This window comes from Micromonospora halotolerans, from assembly GCF_032108445.1.
Lineage (GTDB): Bacteria > Actinomycetota > Actinomycetes > Mycobacteriales > Micromonosporaceae > Micromonospora > Micromonospora halotolerans.
Map to the genome: position 1 here is coordinate 1,044,247 of NZ_CP134876.1, position 16,234 is coordinate 1,060,480.

15 protein-coding genes and 3 tRNA genes are annotated in these 16,234 nt (G+C 74.4%); 5 read left to right on the forward strand and 13 right to left on the reverse strand.

Annotated features, from left to right (window positions below; genetic code table 11):
- Positions 1-59 precede the first annotated feature (59 nt).
- The 4 genes from RMN56_RS04800 to leuC all read right to left on the reverse strand — a co-directional run bounded on the left by RMN56_RS04800 (position 60) and on the right by leuC (position 5,166).
- Positions 60-2,195, reverse strand: coding sequence for an endonuclease/exonuclease/phosphatase family protein (locus RMN56_RS04800; RefSeq protein ID WP_313722623.1), 2,136 nt, complete (start codon positions 2,193-2,195; stop codon positions 60-62).
- Positions 2,196-2,330: 135 nt separating this feature from the next.
- Positions 2,331-2,960 (reverse strand): HU family DNA-binding protein, encoded by a 630-nt coding sequence (locus RMN56_RS04805; protein ID WP_313724651.1) that lies wholly within the window; start codon positions 2,958-2,960, stop codon positions 2,331-2,333.
- A 160-nt stretch (positions 2,961-3,120) separates the two neighbouring features.
- Positions 3,121-3,708: a 3-isopropylmalate dehydratase small subunit gene (gene leuD / locus RMN56_RS04810; RefSeq protein ID WP_313722624.1), complete on the reverse strand. Its 588-nt coding sequence runs from the start codon at positions 3,706-3,708 to the stop codon at positions 3,121-3,123.
- Between the two features lie 15 nt (positions 3,709-3,723).
- Complete coding sequence (gene leuC, locus RMN56_RS04815; protein WP_313722625.1) at positions 3,724-5,166, reverse strand: 3-isopropylmalate dehydratase large subunit; 1,443 nt, start codon at positions 5,164-5,166, stop codon at positions 3,724-3,726.
- 49 nt (positions 5,167-5,215) lie between these two features.
- Here leuC and RMN56_RS04820 point away from each other — a divergent pair, with 49 nt between their 5' ends.
- Positions 5,216-5,902: an IclR family transcriptional regulator gene (locus RMN56_RS04820; protein WP_013284529.1), complete on the forward strand. Its 687-nt coding sequence runs from the start codon at positions 5,216-5,218 to the stop codon at positions 5,900-5,902.
- 62 nt (positions 5,903-5,964) lie between these two features.
- Here the strand turns inward: RMN56_RS04820 and RMN56_RS04825 are convergent.
- The 4 genes from RMN56_RS04825 to RMN56_RS04840 all read right to left on the reverse strand — a co-directional run bounded on the left by RMN56_RS04825 (position 5,965) and on the right by RMN56_RS04840 (position 7,382).
- Positions 5,965-6,040: transfer RNA gene (locus RMN56_RS04825), tRNA-Glu, on the reverse strand.
- A 151-nt stretch (positions 6,041-6,191) separates the two neighbouring features.
- Positions 6,192-6,264: transfer RNA gene (locus tag RMN56_RS04830), tRNA-Glu, on the reverse strand.
- Between the two features lie 136 nt (positions 6,265-6,400).
- A tRNA-Gln gene (locus tag RMN56_RS04835) sits at positions 6,401-6,472 on the reverse strand.
- Between the two features lie 106 nt (positions 6,473-6,578).
- A complete protein-coding gene (locus tag RMN56_RS04840) occupies positions 6,579-7,382 on the reverse strand; it encodes a fumarylacetoacetate hydrolase family protein (protein ID WP_091268833.1) in 804 nt (267 codons plus the stop codon).
- Between the two features lie 169 nt (positions 7,383-7,551).
- Here RMN56_RS04840 and RMN56_RS04845 point away from each other — a divergent pair, with 169 nt between their 5' ends.
- Positions 7,552-8,916, forward strand: coding sequence for a hypothetical protein (locus RMN56_RS04845; protein WP_313722626.1), 1,365 nt, complete (start codon positions 7,552-7,554; stop codon positions 8,914-8,916).
- A gap of 137 nt (positions 8,917-9,053) precedes the next feature.
- Positions 9,054-9,953 (forward strand): 3-methyladenine DNA glycosylase, encoded by a 900-nt coding sequence (locus RMN56_RS04850; RefSeq protein WP_313722627.1) that lies wholly within the window; start codon positions 9,054-9,056, stop codon positions 9,951-9,953.
- Here RMN56_RS04850 and sigJ read toward each other — a convergent pair.
- Positions 9,950-10,861 carry an RNA polymerase sigma factor SigJ gene (gene sigJ, locus RMN56_RS04855; protein ID WP_313722628.1) on the reverse strand — a complete coding sequence of 304 codons (912 nt, stop codon included), beginning with the start codon at positions 10,859-10,861 and terminating at the stop codon, positions 9,950-9,952. The two genes, RMN56_RS04850 and sigJ, sit on opposite strands and share 4 nt — an antisense overlap.
- Positions 10,862-10,969: 108 nt before the next feature.
- Here sigJ and RMN56_RS04860 point away from each other — a divergent pair, with 108 nt between their 5' ends.
- Positions 10,970-11,350, forward strand: coding sequence for a hypothetical protein (locus RMN56_RS04860; protein ID WP_313722629.1), 381 nt, complete (start codon positions 10,970-10,972; stop codon positions 11,348-11,350).
- Positions 11,351-11,368: 18 nt separating this feature from the next.
- Here RMN56_RS04860 and RMN56_RS04865 read toward each other — a convergent pair whose 3' ends face one another.
- Positions 11,369-11,941 carry a GNAT family N-acetyltransferase gene (locus RMN56_RS04865; protein WP_313722630.1) on the reverse strand — a complete coding sequence of 191 codons (573 nt, stop codon included), beginning with the start codon at positions 11,939-11,941 and terminating at the stop codon, positions 11,369-11,371.
- A 119-nt stretch (positions 11,942-12,060) separates the two neighbouring features.
- On the opposite strand from RMN56_RS04865, the gene RMN56_RS04870 reads away from it, so the two are divergent.
- The gene (locus tag RMN56_RS04870; protein WP_313722631.1) at positions 12,061-14,490 is read left to right on the forward strand and encodes a low temperature requirement protein A; all 2,430 of its coding nucleotides are present in this window, start codon (positions 12,061-12,063) and stop codon (positions 14,488-14,490) included.
- 12 nt (positions 14,491-14,502) lie between these two features.
- On the opposite strand, the gene arfB is transcribed toward RMN56_RS04870, so the two are convergent.
- The 3 genes from arfB to RMN56_RS04885 all read right to left on the reverse strand — a co-directional run bounded on the left by arfB (position 14,503) and on the right by RMN56_RS04885 (position 16,220).
- The gene (arfB, locus tag RMN56_RS04875) at positions 14,503-14,928 is read right to left on the reverse strand and encodes an alternative ribosome rescue aminoacyl-tRNA hydrolase ArfB (protein WP_313722632.1); all 426 of its coding nucleotides are present in this window, start codon (positions 14,926-14,928) and stop codon (positions 14,503-14,505) included.
- 9 nt (positions 14,929-14,937) lie between these two features.
- Entirely contained in the window at positions 14,938-15,246 is a 309-nt protein-coding gene (locus RMN56_RS04880) for a hypothetical protein (protein WP_313722633.1), read from the reverse strand.
- 113 nt (positions 15,247-15,359) lie between these two features.
- Positions 15,360-16,220, reverse strand: a complete 861-nt coding sequence (locus RMN56_RS04885; protein ID WP_313722634.1) for a S1C family serine protease — start codon at positions 16,218-16,220, stop codon at positions 15,360-15,362.
- Positions 16,221-16,234: the final 14 nt, after the last annotated feature.

Below are 16,234 nucleotides of genomic sequence, written 5' to 3' on the forward strand. Positions count from 1 at the left end.
GGCGGGCCCCTCCTAACGCCCGTCGTCGAGCAGCGTCCTCCTGACACACCAGGGGGTGCTCAGGGCAGGGCGATCGTCACGGCGACCGGGAGGTGGTCGCTGGCGGTGCTGCGCGGCGCCGTCGCACCGGACGCGGTGAGACCGGGCGAGACGAAGACGTGGTCGATCTGGGTGCGCGGGTCGTCGGCCGGGCTGGTCCGCAGCGGGCGGGCCGCGACCAGCGCGTCGACCAGCCCGGCCCGGGTGAACTCGGCGAACGCGGCATCGCCGGGCTCGGTGTTCAGGTCGCCGCCGAGCACCAGCGGGCGGCCCGCCGCGTACCCGGTGGCGAAGGCGGCCACCTCGCCGGCCTGGGCCACCGGACCCTCCCCCGGCGGTGGTTGCAGGTGCGTGGCGACCACGGCGAGTTCCCGGCCGCCGAGGTCGAGCGTGACGCCGAGCGCCTGCGCCCCGGTCGGCGCCCCGTGCGCCGCGAGGGGCCGGGTCCGGCCGGATCGCACCGGGAAGCGGCTCAGCACCGCGTCACCCCACACGGGGTCGGCGGCGGGCGCGAAGACGTACGGCATCCGCAGCCGCCTGGCCAGCAGGGCGAGGGTGTCGTGGCCGCCGTTGAGCAGCCAGCCCCGGTCCACCTCGCTGAGCAGCACCACGTCCGGCCGGCCGCCCTCCACCGCCCGGGTCAGCGCGTCCAGGTCGAGCCGCCCGTCCAGCCCGAACCCCATCCGGATGTTGTAGGCCGCCACCCGTACCGCCGCCGGTGGCGTCGCGGGCGGGTTCGGCGCCGGAGCCGGACGGTGGATCCCGCCGGCCACGGCGGTCAGCAGCATCGCCCCGAGGACCGTCCACACCGGCACGGGCGGGCGCAGCGGGGGTGCGGCGAGCGGCGGGGCGACCGCGGCCGCGGCGGCGACGCCCAGCGCCGCCAGCACCGGCACCCAGCCGTTCGGGTATCCGAGGTCGTAGGCGGCGTAGTAGGCCACGGCGCCGACCGCGAACCCCAGCATCCCGCCGACGACCGCGAACGCGCGCCGCCGGCCGCCGCCCGGGTCCGGCTCGGCGTGCTCACCGGCACCGGAGCCCGCTGCCGGCGCGGCGACCACACCGGAACCGGAGTGTGCGGCAGAGCCGGGGCCGGCCGAATCGGGGTCGGTCCCCGGACCGGCCGCGGCGGGGACGAGGGGCCTGGCGGACAGGCGACGGGCCAGCGGCTTCCCGTGTTCGGCGGCGGTGTCGACGAGGGCGAGGCAGCCGCCGAGGCCGGCGGCGGTGAGCAGGACGGCCGCCGCCAGCCAGCCGGCCCGGTCGGAGGCGAACAGACCCGCGCCGACCAGCAGTGCCGCCGGCCAGAGCAGCCGCGCCACCGGCCGGGGCGGCCGGAGCAGCACCGCCAGCAGGAAGAGGCCGATCGCCACCTCGGGCACCGCCGCGAGGTGCGCCGGGGGCAACCCCACACGGGGCAGGCCCGCCAACCCGTGCCGGTAGGAAGCGGCCGCGTCCCACACCGCCGGGGCGAGCGCGAGCTGGCCGGCCAGCAGCAGTACCGGCCCCACGAGCAGCCAGGCGATCCGCCCGGCTTTCCCGGCGGGTCGCGACGCCGGCGCGGCCGACGCGACAGGGCCCGGGACTGAGGCCGGATCGGGTGCGGGCGCCGCCACCCGCATGACCGAGCGGCGGAGCCTGACCATCAACGACGAGGGCGCCTGGGTGGACAGGAAGGCGGCGACCAGCAGAACGCTCACCGTCCAGCCGAGCGGTCCGCCCCGCCAGACCAGGTCCTCGGTGCCGAGAAGGGCGTGCCCGACGGCGGCCCCGGCCAGGCCGAACGCCAGCCCCGGCACCGGCCGGGCGACCGTGGCGGCGGTCGCGGCGAGCCACACCAGGCCGGCGAGCAGGCCGGCGCAGGCCAGCCAGAGCTGGACCCGGCCGCCGGGCGCGGCGGTCAGGGCGAGCCGGGCGGCGGCCAGCACCCCGGCCGCGACCAGGCCCACCGGGCGCGCACCGGGCCGGCGGAGCAGGACGGGCGCGGCGAGGGCGAGCACGAACCAGCCGAGGGCGAAGGCACCGAGGAGTTCGGCCGGCGTCTCGGCCGCCCGACCGAAGATGGTGATGATCGACGGCAGCCACACCCGCAGCACGTCGAGCAGGACCACGACGCCCAGGGCGAGCGCGGCGGTGGGAAGGTGACGGTGGCGCACGGGCGCCCCCTCTTCTCGTGACCGACGGGGGTTTTCGGCACGAGGATTCTCCGGGCTGAGGCGACGGCGGGTCAACGCGTACCCACGAGAAAGGGCGCCCACCACGAACGGTGGGCACCCTTCCGGGTCGTGCGGTCAGCGCCGGCTGGCGGCCTTCTTGGCCGGAGCCTTCTTCGCCGGCGCCTTCTTGGCGGCGGTGCTCTTGGCTGCCGTCGTCTTCTTGGCGGCGGTGGTCTTCTTGGCCGCGGTCGACTTCGCCGCGGTGGTCTTCTTCGCCGTGGTCGTCTTGGTCGCCGCCTTCTTCGCGGGCGCGGCCTTCTTGGTCGCGGCGGTGGTCTTGGCCGCCTTCGCCGCCGTGGTCTTCTTGGCGGCACCGGCCGCCGTGGTCTTCTTCGCGGCGGTCGCCTTGGCCCCGGTCGCCTTCGCGCCAGTGGTCTTCGCGGCGGCGGCCGAGGTGGTCTTCCTGGCGGCGGCGGTGGACTTCGGCACCTTGCCGCTGGCCACCATCTCCTTGAAGCCCGCGCCCGCCCGGAAGGTCGGGACGGAGGTCTTCTTGACCTTCACCGCCTCGCCGGTCCGCGGGTTGCGCGCTGTTCGGGCTCCCCGGACGCGCTTTTCGAACGCTCCGAAACCGGTGATCGCCACTTTCTCGCCCTTGGTGACCGCCGCCTGAACCTCAGTGAGGACCGCGTCGAGCGCGGCCGTCGCCGTCTTCCGGTCCCCCAGGCGAACGGCGAGCGCCTCGATGAGCTCGGCCTTGTTCACGACTTCCTCCCGATTGTGCAACTGACTCGTCGCGAGCCATTCTGCGCGCACGGTATGCCCTGTGCTGCCTGGACACAAACATTCGGTGGAAAAAAGCCCTTGTGTCGTAACGGATTCGCCCCCACCGGCCGGGCCGGTGGGGGCGAAAAGCTATCTGTGGTCAGGCGACCGAGGGCAGGAACGACGGCCGGGACGCCTCGTAGGCGCTGATCTCGGCCTCGTGCCGGAGGGTGAGTCCAATGTCGTCCAAGCCCTCCATGAGCCGCCAACGGCTGTGGTCGTCCAGCGGGAACGCCCAGGTGGCGTCACCGGCGTGGACCTGGCGGGCGGCGAGGTCGACCGTGATCGGGGTGGTCGGCTCGGATTCCACGAGATCCCACAGTTCTTCGACGGCTTTCAATTCCAACTCGACCGGAAGGAGCCCTTCCTTGAGCGCGTTGCCGCGGAAGATGTCGCCGAAGCGAGGCGCGATCACGGCCCGGAAGCCCCAGTCCCGCAGCGCCCAGACGGCGTGCTCCCGGGAAGATCCGGTGCCGAACTCCGGGCCGGCGATCAGAATCGACGCACCCGAATGGGCGGGATCGTTGAGGACGAATGACGGATCCTCCCGCCACGCGTTGAACAGACCGTCGGCGAATCCGGTCCGGGTCACCCGCTTGAGGTACACGGCGGGGATGATCTGGTCGGTGTCCACGTTGGACCGCCGCAGCGGCACGGCCGTGCCGGTGTGGGTGGTGAACTTGTCCATCTCTCGGCTGCCCTTCTACAGGTCGGCGGGGGCGGCCAGCCGGCCGACCACGGCGGTGGCGGCGGCGACCGGCGGGGACACCAGGTGCGTACGCCCGCCCCGGCCCTGGCGGCCCTCGAAGTTGCGGTTGGAGGTCGAGGCGGAGCGCTCGCCCGGCTTGAGCGTGTCGGGGTTCATGCCCAGGCACATGGAGCAGCCGGCGAAGCGCCACTCGGCGCCCGCGTCGGCGAAGACCTTGTCCAGGCCCTCCGCCTCGGCCGCCTCGCGCACCGCGGCCGAACCCGGCACCACCAGCATGCGTACGCCGTCGGCGACCTTGTGCCCGCGCAGCACGTCGGCGGCGGCGCGGAGGTCCTCCAGCCGGCCGTTGGTGCAGGAGCCGACGAAGACCACGTCCACGGCCAGGTCACGCAGCGCGGTGCCGGGCGTGAGGTCCATGTACTCCAGGGCCCGGCGGGCCGCGACCCGCTCGGCCTCGGTGACGAACTCCTCCGGGTCCGGCACGGCCGCGCCCAGCGGCAGGCCCTGGCCGGGGTTCGTGCCCCAGGTGACGAACGGCGTGATCCGGCCGGCGTCCAGGGTGACCTCGGTGTCGAAGGTCGCGCCCTCGTCGGTGGGCAGCGTCCGCCAGTGGGCCACCGCCGCGTCCCAGTCGGCTCCCTGCGGCGCGTGGGGCCGCCCCTTGAGGTACGCGAAGGTGGTCTCGTCCGGCGCGATCATGCCGGCCTTGGCGCCCCACTCGATGGACATGTTGGCGATGGTCATCCGGCCCTCCATCGAGAGGTTCCGGATGGCCTCGCCCCGGTACTCCACGATGTGCCCGCGCCCGCCGCCGGTGCCCACTTGGGCGATCAGGGCGAGCACCAGGTCCTTGGCGGTGACTCCCGGGGCGAGCTGGCCGGTGACGTTCACGGCCATGGTCTTCGGGCGGGCCTGCGGCAGCGTCTGGGTGGCCAGCACGTGCTCGACCTCACTGGTCCCGATACCGAAGGCGAGCGCGCCGAACGCGCCGTGGGTGGCGGTGTGCGAGTCGCCGCAGACGATCGTCATGCCCGGCTGTGTGAGGCCGAGCTGGGGGCCGATGACGTGCACGATGCCCTGGTTCTCGTCGCCCAGCGGGTGCAGCCGCACGCCGAACTCGGCGCAGTTGCGGCGCAGCGTCTCGATCTGGGTGCGGGAGGTGGGGTCCGCGATCGTGAGCAGGTCGCCGCGCCGGGAGCGGAACGCCGGGTCGTCGTACCCGGTCGGGGTGTTGTGGTCCTCGGTCGCGATCGTCAGGTCCGTGCGGCGGACCCGGCGGCCGGCCAGGCGCAGCCCGTCGAACGCCTGCGGGCTGGTGACCTCGTGGAGCAGGTGCAGGTCGATGAAGAGCAGGTCCGGCTCGCCGGCGGCGGAGCGGACCACGTGCGCGTCCCAGACCTTCTCGGCCAGGGTCCTCGGTTGAGTGACTCCCACCATCTGGACATCCTAAATTCTGGGAGGTAAATTTCGGCTTGTGGGACACAGTATGAGCGGTGTCGGCGTTCTCGACAAGGCGGTGGTCATCCTGGCCGCCTGCGTCGACGGCGCCAGCCTGGCCGAACTCGTTGAACGCACCAAGCTGCCCCGGGCCACCGCGCACCGGCTGGCGCAGGCGCTGGAGATCCACCGGATGCTGGTCCGGGACACCCAGGGCCGCTGGCGCCCCGGCCCCCGGCTCGGCGAGCTGGCCAACGCCGCGCCGGACGTGCTGCTGACCGCGGCCGAGCCGCTGCTCGCCGCGCTGCGCGACGCCACCGGGGAGAGCGCCCAGCTCTACCTGCGCCGCGCCGACGAGCGGATCTGCGTGGCCGCGGCCGAGCGGGCCAGCGGCCTGCGGGACACCGTGCCGGTCGGCTCGGTGCTGCCCATGACGGCCGGCTCGGCGGCGCAGATCCTGCTCGCCTGGGAGCCGCCCGAGGCGGTCATGCCGCTGCTGCCCCGGTCGAAGTTCACCGGCCGCACCCTCGCCGAGGTGCGCCGCCGCGGCTGGGCCCAGAGCGTCGCCGAGCGGGAGGCCGGTGTGGCGAGCGTCTCGGCCCCGATCCGCGACCGCACCGGCCGGGTCATCGCCGCGATCAGCATCTCCGGTCCGATCGAGCGCCTGGGCCGCCGCCCCGGCGAACGCCACGCCATGGCCGTGGTCCGCGCCGGCCAACGCCTCTCCGGCCTGTGACCCCACCCCTGCGGGTGGAACGGTGAACGGCCCGCCTCGTGGAGCGAGACGGGCCGTTCCTGTGGTAGCCCCGACCGGATTCGAACCGGCGCTACCGCCTTGAGAGGGCGGCGTCCTGGGCCGCTAGACGACGGGGCCAGGCACTTTTCCTGCTTCACCGCCCTGACGAGCGGTGCGGCAGTAGTCTAGCGGCACCACGTCCACCCCCGTCGAGGGGGTCTGGGCCAGGCGCTGCCCGGGAGACACGAAACAGCCCGCCCCACGAGGTGGGACGGGCTGTCGATGCTTGTAGCCCCGACCGGATTCGAACCGGCGCTACCGCCTTGAGAGGGCGGCGTCCTGGGCCGCTAGACGACGGGGCCAGAACTTCATGCTTCCGCGCCCTCAACGGGCGGGAAGCTGACTCTATCAGAGATCATCTGCCGCCCCTCTCGCGAGGAGCGGAGCGGAACTCCGCCAGAATCCAGCGTCCGGGATTCTCGCGAATCCGCGGCTGCGCTGGGGTACCAGGACTCGAACCTAGACTAACTGAACCAGAATCAGTCGGGCTGCCAATTACCCCATACCCCATTGGCCCCTTGCGGCGCCGGGAATGAACTTTACCCTCCCGGTGCCGGCAGGCCAAATCCAACCCCCCGAACCGCCACTGAGCTGCGGAAACGAGGCGTCGGACGCATCAGGCGACCGGTACCACCGGGTTGGTGAGTTCGCCGATCCCCTCGATCCGCACGGTGACCGTATCCCCGTCGGTGAGCGGGCTAACCCCGGCCGGCGTGCCGGTCAGCACGACGTCACCGGGCAGCAACGTCATGACGTGGGAGATGTACGACACGAGTGCCGGCACGTCGAAGACCATGTCCTTCGTGCGGCCCAGCTGGCGTACCTCCATCTCCTCCGGGTTGCGGCCCACCTCGCAGCGGACCTCCAGGTCGGTGACGTCCAGCCCGGTGGTGATCCACGGCCCGATGGGGCAGAACGAGTCGAAGCCCTTGGCCCGGGTCCACTGCCCGTCGGAGCGCTGGAGGTCCCGCGCCGTGACGTCGTTGGCGCAGGTGTAGCCGAAGATGGCCCGCTCGGCGGCGGCCCGGTCGGCCCGGCGCGCGCCCGGGGCGCCGATCACGACGGCCAGTTCGGCCTCGTGCTCGACCTGCTTCGAGAAGATCGGCAGCCGGATGGCGTCCCGGGGGCCGATCACCGAGGTGGACGGCTTGAGGAACAGCAGCGGCTCCTTGGGCACCTCGCTGCCGTGCTCGGCGGCGTGTTCGGCGTAGTTGCGGCCGACACAGACCACCTTGCTGGGCAGGATCGGTGAGAGCAGCCGGACGTCGGAGAGCGCCCAGCGGGCGCCGGAGAACTGGATCTGCCCGAACGGGTGGCCCTCGATCTCGGCGATGGTCAGACCCTGCGGCCCGGCCTCCGACTCGCCCTCGACGACCCCGAACGACATTCCCTTGGCATGAGCGAAACGAGCGATACGCACCCGGCCAATCTATCCCCGACGGCCGGCCGGGCCACGCCGGACGCGGCGACGGCCTCTGTCGCGGGGCGCGCCAGGGTACGCCGGCCCGCGCCGGCCGGGGCGGGATTGCGCACTTCGTACCCGCCCGGCGGGCCCGGGCCCATAGCTTCGGGGCCGGAGGTGCGTTCGTATGCCTGCATCGAGACGACACCACAGGACCCTGGCAGTGCTCGTGAACTGCCTCGGCGTCATCGCCGCCGTGCCGGCGCTGCCCGGGGCGGCGCCCCGGGCGGAGGCCGCGCCGCCGCAACCGGCGGCGCCGCCCGCCGCGGCGGCCCGGGCCACGCCCATCCCGACCGGGATGCCGGCGGCGCCACCGGCGATGCCGACCACCAAGCCGGCGCCGATCCAGCTGAGCACGCCGCCGGTCACCGTGGCGGTGGCGGCGGCCGGCACCCCGGCGCCGGGCTACCGGATCCAGGTCCGCAACGGCGGCCCCACGCCCGTCGAGACGACCGTCCGGCAGGAGCTGCCGGCCGGGTCCAAGGCGACCGCGGTCACCGGCGGGGGCCGGGCCAACCGCCCGGTCGGGTCGGCCACCGCCAACGAGGTGACCTGGCGGCTGCGGCTGCCGGCGCGGAGCACCACCACGCTGAACACCGCGCTGAGCGTGGCCGGTCCGGGCCGGCCGGTCACCGCGCCGACCTGCGCCTACGGCACCGACGGCACCCGGCCGTACGACTGCGCCACGGCGACCTGGACGGGCGCCGCCACGGCCCCGGCGGCGCAGGTGACCGCGGCGCCGGCCTGGCGCCGCCCGCCGGTGCTGCTGGCCGCACTGGCCGCGCTCCTGGTCCTGACCGGGGGTGTGCTGTGGTGGGCGTGGCGGCGGCGCGGGGGGCCCGGCCCGGCCGCGGCGGCCACCGGCGTCCCGCCGGTCGCCGGTGGCGTGGGCGGCCCGGCGGACCGGGGCACGGTCTACCCGCGCCCGGCCATGCCGGCGCCCGCCGGGCGCCGGCGGCGGCCGCCGATCTGGATGGTGGTCGGGGTCGCGGCCGCGGTGCTGGCCGGCGTGGTCGGCGCGGCGGCGTGGACGGCCACCCAGCGGGTCGCCGCCATGGACACCACCAAGCAGCCGACCAGCGGCGCGTGGGTGGGCACCAGCGCCACCGGGGCGCTCGGCGTTCCGCTGCGGGAGACCGCGTTCGAGTTCACCGTCTACCGGATGACCTGCGGCGCCGGGACGCTGCCGGCGGCGTCGGCGGGCGGCCGGCAGTGCCTGGCCACGGTCGGCGTGCGCAATCTCACGCCCGGCGAGCAGACCTGGCACGGGCAGTTGCAGCGGGCGTACCTGCCCGGGGGTAACTGGGTGGCCACCGACGAGAACGCCACCCGGGTGGCGAACCTCGGCCGGGACGTCTTCGCCCAGCCGGTCGCGGCGGGCTCCCGGGTGCTGCTGCCGCTGGTGTTCACGGTGCACGGCGGCGACCCCCCGAAGCAGTTGGAGCTGCGCAGCGGGGTGTTCTCCGCCGGGGTGCGGGTCGACGTGCGGTGACCGGGGGCGGGCGGCGGTCGTACCCTGGGGTCCGTGACCGCCGCCCTCGCCCCCGCCACCGCGCAGCCGCGCCGCCGGCACCCCGGCATGCAGGGGACACGCGGGCGGCACGGTGCGGACACCCGGGGCCGGAACCGGTGACCCGCCTGGCTGCACCGACCTGGCGCGCCCTCGCGCAGGCTCACCAGGAACGCGCCGACTCCCTCACCGCGGGCCACCGTGCCCGCAGGGCAGCGAGGGAACGTCACGCGATCGACGACTTCCTCTACGACTACTACGGCACCAGGCCGTCCGTGCTGCGACGGTGGCACCCCGGCGTCGGAATCACCCTGGAACCCGGACCGGACGGGCCCGCCCCACACGGGGCGTGGCGTTGGTACGCCACCGACGCGGACGGGGGCGTGAGCGTCGACGTCGCGGCGTTCCTGGCCGACCGGGCGGAGTCGGTGCGCTTCATCCACCGGCTGTTGTCCTCGATCGCGTCGCGGCCGGCCTTCACCGGCTGCTTCGGCCTGCACGAGTGGGCGATGGTGTACCGCCAACGTGAGCATCGGCACCCGCTGCCGCTGCGGCTCGGCCAGGCCGGCACGGACGCGGTGGTCGAGTCGCACCAGATCCGCTGCACCCACTTCGACGCGTTCCGGTTCTTCACCCCGGACGCGGTCGGCCTCAACCGGCTCCAACCCACGAGGGAGAGCCAGGTGGAGCTGGACCAGCCGGGCTGCCTGCACGCCTCGATGGACTGCCACAAGTGGGCCACCAAGCTGGGCCCCGCCGTTCCGGGCGATCTGGCGCTCGACTGTTTCGAGTTGGCGCGGGACATCCGGCTGCTCGACATGCAGGCGTCCCCGTACGACTTCTCCTCGTACGGGGAGGCGCCCGTGGCCATCGAGACGCCGGAGGGCAAGGCGGAGTACGTCGCCCGTCAACGCGAGTTCGCCCAGCGTGCCGGCCACCTGCGGGCCCGCCTGATCGGTGTCTGCGGGACCCTGCTGGACCGGGCGGAGCCACCGGAACGGGTGGGGGCGGGAGCCTAACCCTCCCGCGCCCACGGCCGTAGCTTCTCCGGGTTGCGGACCACCCAGATCCGGGTGACGCGCCCGTCCTCGGAGACGTCGAACGAGGCCACGGTCACGACGGCGCCGGCACGCCGGGCCACCAGGCCCGGCACACCGTTGACCGACCGCTCCAGGAGTTCGAGTCCCGGAGCCAGGTCGGCGATGGCGACCATGTACCGGGCGATGTGCGCGCCGCCCTCGACCGGGTGCAGGGCGGTGCCGGCCATGCCGCCACCGTCGGCGGTCATCACGGCAGCCGGGTTGAGCAGACCGACGAGGGCCGCGATGTCCTTGGCCTCCCAGGCCTTCCGGACGTGCCGCACCACGTCGGCCTGGCCGCTCGCCGGCACCGGAGCGCGCGCCACGCTCACCCGCCGCCGGGCGGACGCCGCCAGCTGCTTGCAGGCCGCCGGGGTTCGGCCGAGCACGTCGGCGATCTCGGCGAACGGATACCGGAAGACCTCGTGCAGGACGAACGCCACCCGCTCGGCGGGCGTCGTCGACTCCAGGACGACGAGGAGGGCCATGGCCACCGACTCGTCCAGGACGATCTGGTCGGCAGGGTCGGCAGGGCGGGTGGGGTCCGCGCCGCCCGGGTGGTTCCACTCGGCGCGGTCGGGCAGCGGCTCGGGCAGCCACGCGCCGACATAGCGTTCCCGGCGGGCCCGCGCCGAGCCGAGCCGGTCCAGGCAGATGCGGCTGGTCACCGTCATCAGCCAGGCGCCGGGAGACCGGATCTCCTCCTGCTGGCCCGGTGGCAGCCCGTACCAGCGCGCGTAGGCGTCCTGTACGGCGTCCTCGGCCTCGGTCACCGAGCCGAGCAACCGGTAGGCGACGTTGATCAGTTGGCGCCGCTCGCCGGCTATCTCATCCGTGCGGGTTCCCACAGTTCCCATGCTTCCGGCCGCCCCCGCCTTACCTTTCGCCGGCCCGCGTCGTCGGGCTGGTGAGACCTTAACGATCTACTGCCCGAGGGCGGAAAAGGGGACCGTGACATGGCCACCCAGGTGACGGCGACGACGACGACGAGCACACGGCGCAGCTCCTCGTTCCTGCAGACCGCGATCGCCCTGCAGACCCTGACCATCTTCCTCCAGGCGGTCTCCGCCGGGCTGCTGCTCACCTCGTCGTACGGAGAGACCCTGCACAGCGTCGGAGCCCGGGTGATGTACGGGGCGTCCATGCTGTACGTGCTCGCGGCGGTGCTGGCGTGGAAGCCGGGCGGCGGCTCGCCCCGGCCGGTCTGGCACGCGTCGGGATTCCTCGTCCTCGCCTCGGTGCAGGTCGTGCTCGGCATCGCCCACGTACCGTCGGTCCACCTCCCCCTGGGCGTCCTCATGTTCGGCCTGAGCGTGCTGGCGCTGGCCCGGCGCTGAGGTCCCGCCGCCCGGCCCTCACGCCGGGTGGCCCCGGTGCGCGGCCCACTCCGGGGCGAGGATCGACATCACGGTGGCGTCCACCCACCCGTCGCCGTCGCGGAGGACCTGCCGCAGCGTGCCCTCGGCCACGAACCCGACCTTCTCGTAGACCCGGCGGGCGCGGGGGTTGAAGGCGAACACCTCCAGCCCGATCCGGTGCAGGCCGAGCTGCTCGAAGCCGTAGCCGACGATGAGGCGGACCGCCTCGGTGCCCAGCCCCCGGTCCCGCCCGGCGGGGCCGATCAGGGTGCGGAAGTTGCAGCTGCGGTTGTCCCGGTCCCACTCGTTCAGGACGACCTCGCCCACGCAGGCTCCGGTCGCCCGGTCCACCACGGCTAGGTCCAGCCGGTCCGGCTGGCTGTTGCGGGTGCCGTACCAGGCCCGCAGCCGGGCCGGTTCCAGCCCCTCGCCGGGCGGGCTGCCGGTGAGCCGGGCCACCTCCGGGTCGGCCAGGATCGCCTCGAAGGCCGCGAGGTCGTCGTCGACGAAGGGGCGCAGCAGGGCGCGGTCGCCGGGGAGGGTGGGCTTGACGGAGAAATCGCTCGGCACCCGGCGGATTCTGGGCGAGGGCGCGGCCGGTCCTCAAACCGTTTTCGGGGTCGCGGCCGGCCGGTGGGTGATTGGACGGATCCCCCGTCCGGGCCCGGCCCGGTTGGCACAGTGAGGTGGTGGGCGGCGCCGGGCGGGTCCAGCTGGCCGGCGACGCGGGCGGCGTCAGCCGGCTGGAACTCTTCCTCGACCTGATCTTCGTCTTCGCGTTCCTCAACGTCACCGGGGTGACCGCCGAGCAGCTCAACCCGGCCGGGCTGCCGCGCGGCCTGCTGCTGCTCGTGCTGCTGTGGTGGTGCTGGGCGCCGTTCGCCTGGCTGGGCAGCACCGTCCGGCTGGACCGCGGGGTCATGCCGGTGCTCGTGTTCGGGCTCAGCGCCACCCTGTTCGTGATGGGCCTGACGGTGCGGGAGGCGTTCCACGACCGGCCCGGCGGGCTCTCCGGTCCGGTGGTCTTCGCCCTCGGCTACCTGGTCGTGCGCGGCGCCACGCTGGCCGCCGCCGCGCTGGTCGCCGTCGGGGAGGTGGCACCCCGCCGGTTCGCGCGGCGGGCGTGGCCGCCGCCGTTGGCCGGCGCGCTGTTCCTGCTCGCCGCCGCGCTGGTCCCGGGACACGTGCCGGGCGAGGTGGGCCGGGAGTGGCTCCGCTTCGGGCTGGTGGGCTGCGCGATCGTCGCGGAGTACGGCGGGGCGATGCTGCTCCGCGCGGACCTGTGGCGGATCGGCTCGATCTCGTACTGGGCGGAGCGGCACGCGCTGATCATCCTGATCGGGTTCGGGGAGTCGATCATCTCGGTGGGGCTGAGCCAGGGGGTGGCGGCGACCCAGCCGCTGACCCCGGAGGTGCTGGCCGGGGCGCTGCTCGGGGTGGCGCTGGCCGGCGCGCTGTGGTGGACGTACTTCGACGTGGCCCGGTTCGCGGCCGAGCAGGCGATGGAGCGGGCCGCCGGCACGCGGCGCGCGCTTCTCGGCCGGGACGCGTACAGCTTCCTGCACCTGCCGATGATGGCCGGGCTGATCCTGGTGGCGCTCGGCCTGAAGAAGGTGCTCGGCGAGCTGAGCGCGGACAGCCACGACGCGACCCCGATCCTCACGCTGCTGGTGCTCCACGGCGGGGTGGTGCTCTACCTGCTGGGGCTGGTGCTGTTCGAGGTGCGGACGCTGCGCATCCTGGGCCGGTCGCCGGTGCTCGGCATCCTGCTGGTGGCCGGGCTGGCGCCCGTCGCCCCGCACCTGCCGGCGCTGGCCGAGCTGGCGCTGCTGGCCGCGGCGGTGGGCGCGACCGCGCTGGCCGACGTGACCGTGTTCCGGCACCGGCACCGCCGGTTGCACGCGATGATCGGCCCGACCCAGGAGCACGCCGGGGTCACCCCGAAGGAGCTCTTCTTCGACCTGGTCTTCGTCTACGCCTTCCTCCAGGTGGCCGCGCTGATGGCCGACGACCCGACGTGGTCCGGCCTGGCGCGCGGGCTGCTGGTGCTGGCCGTGCTCTGGCAGGCCTGGTGCGCGTACGCCTGGCTGTCGGCCGAGGTCCGCTCGGAGAGCCCGGTGGTCCGCCTCGTCATGGTGCTCGTGGTGGCGCTCACCGCGCTGATCACGCTGGCCAGCCCGCAGGCGATCGACGACTCGCGGGGTGGCCTGCCCGGGCCGCTGGTCTTCGTCGCCTGCTACGCGGCCATCCGGCTGCTGCACCTGGCCTCGTTCGGGCTGGTGGCGTGGCAGGACCCGGCGTGGCGGACGCCGCCGTTGCGGGCCGCCGCGCCGACCCTCGTCTCGCTCGGGCTCATGCTGGTCGCCGCGCTGCTGCCGCTGCCGGTCGGCGACGTCCGCCAGTTCTCCCCGCCGCGGGTCGGGCTGTGGCTGCTCGCCATCGCGGTCGACCTGGCCGGGAACGCCCGGGTGGGCCTGCGTCACCTCAGCGTGCGCTCGGCGGAGCACTGGGCCGACCGGCACAGCCTGATCATCATCATCGGGCTCGGGGAGGCGGTGATCTCGATGGGCAGCGCCGTGGTGTACACGCCGATCTCGGCCCGGATCGTGGTGGCGGTGTTCCTCGGCACCGCCCTGCTGGCCGCCCTGTGGTGGGCCTACTTCGGCTGGGACAGCACCGAGGGGGAACGGGCGCTGGCCGCCGCCGACGCGCGCACCCGGACCCGGCTGGCCCGCGACGCGTACACGTGGCTGCACCTGCCGATGGTGGCGGGGATCGTGCTGGTCTCGCTGGGCCTGCGCAAGACCATGTCGGTGCTGGGCAGCCGGGGCTTCTTCGAGCTCGGTCCGCCGCCGTATCCACTGGCGCACGCCGCGCTCTTCGGCGGGGTGCTGCTCTACCTGTCGGGAGTCCAGGCGTTCCGGTGGCGGACGACCGGGCGCTGGCGGCCGGCCCGGCTGGTGCAGGCCGTGGTGGTGGCGGCGCTGCTGCCACTGACGGTCGGGCTGTCGGCGCTGCTCGCGCTGGCCCTGCTGGCCGCGGTCTGCCTGGCCCTCACCGCGTTTGAGGTGCTCCGCGACCACGAGCGGGCCGGCATCGGGCCGGTGCGGTCGCGCTGACCCGCGGGTCCGTCAGTCGCCGTCCACCCGGCGGTCGCGCTTGCGCTGGGACTGCCGCTTCTTGTCGGCGAGCCGGCGCTCCTTGGCGGCCCGCGAGGGGCGGGTGGGGCGGCGCGGCTTCGGCGGCGGCGCCACCGCCTCGCGTAACAGGGCGACCAGCCGTTCGCGGGCCGCCTCCCGGTTGGCCAGCTGCGCCCGGTGCTCGCTGGCCGTCACGGTGAGCACCCCGTCGACCAGCCGGCCGGCGAGCCGGTCCAGGGCGCGGGCGCGCAGCGACTCGGGCACGCTCGGCGAGCCGGCCAGGTCGAAGCTCAGCTCCACCCGCGAGTCGGTCGTGTTGACGCCCTGGCCACCCGGACCGGACGAGCGGGAGAAGCGTTCCCGCAGCTCGGCGTCGGGCACCACGAGCCGGTCGGTCACCCGCAGTCCGTCGTCCACGCCCCGAGGCTAGCGCCCGGCGCGGTGGCCCGGGGTGGCGGTCACGGTCGGGGTCGGGGTGGGCGCCGGGCCGGCCGGTTCGTGGTCCGAACCGGCCGCCGCGTACGCCGCCGCCCCGACCAGCAGCAGAGCGATCACCCCGATCTTGGTGACCACCCCGCGGATCGCCGTCCAGGCGGTGCGCCGGGCGCCCGGGACGCTGGTCCGGATCGTCTGATAGTCCTTCCAACCCCGCTGCGCGCGGGCGTACGACGCGCCGACACCGGCGCCGACGACCAGGCCCACCAGGAGGAGGGCCGCGATGACAGCTTGCTCCACCCACGCCAGTATCCATACTCAGCGTAATATTTCCATGGCCCGATGGTCCCACGCCGGATATCCGACAGTTCCCGGCCCGGCACGACGGCGCAGGTCAGGGGCCGCCGGGCCGGTCAGCCGCCGCGGCCGATGATGGTGTCGGCGGTCTGCTGGACCTGGTCGATCGGGATGGCGAACCCGATGCCGATCGAGCCGTTGCCGTCGATGGTGGCGATCGCCGTGTTCACCCCGACCACCTCGCCGCGCGCGTTGACCAGCGGCCCACCGGAGTTGCCCGGGTTGATGGAGGCGTCGGTCTGCACGGCGGTGTGCCGGCCGTTGCCGATGCGGACCTGCCGGTTGAGCGCGCTGACGATACCGGCGGTGACGGTGCCGGCCAGGCCCAGCGGTGAGCCCACGGCGAGCACCGGCTCCCCCACCCGGGTGGAGTTCGGCTTGGCCAGCGGCAGCGCCGCCAGCCGGGCCGACGCCGGGACCCTCAGCACCGCCAGGTCGCTGCCCGGCTCCCGTCCCACCACCTCCGCGGTGAACCGGCGCCCGTCGGAGGTCTCCACCGTCACCGGGCCGGACCCGCCCCGCGACAGGATGTGGTCGTTGGTCACGATGTGCTGCTCGTTGTCGATGGCGAAGCCGGAGCCGCTGGCCGACGCGCCGGACGAACCGCCGACCATCACCGAGACCACCCCGGGCACCGTCTTCTCGGCGGCGGTGACCAGCTCCGCCGGCACCGGCGCGGCCGAGGCCGCCGACGGGCCCGGCGCGTCCCGGTCGGCGGCCCAGGTGCCGGCCGCCGCCCCGGAGACGGTGGACAGGGCCACCACGGCCGCCGCGCTCAGCAGCCGGCGACGCCAGCCCCGCCGCGCGGCCTCCCGCTCGGAACCGGGTACGTCCCAGCGCCCGCGGCCGTCCGGGTCCAGCTCCGGCGAGACGAACCACGGGCCCCGCGGTTCGCCGAGTCCGGTCTGCACTGCCATACCTGGGCTCCTCA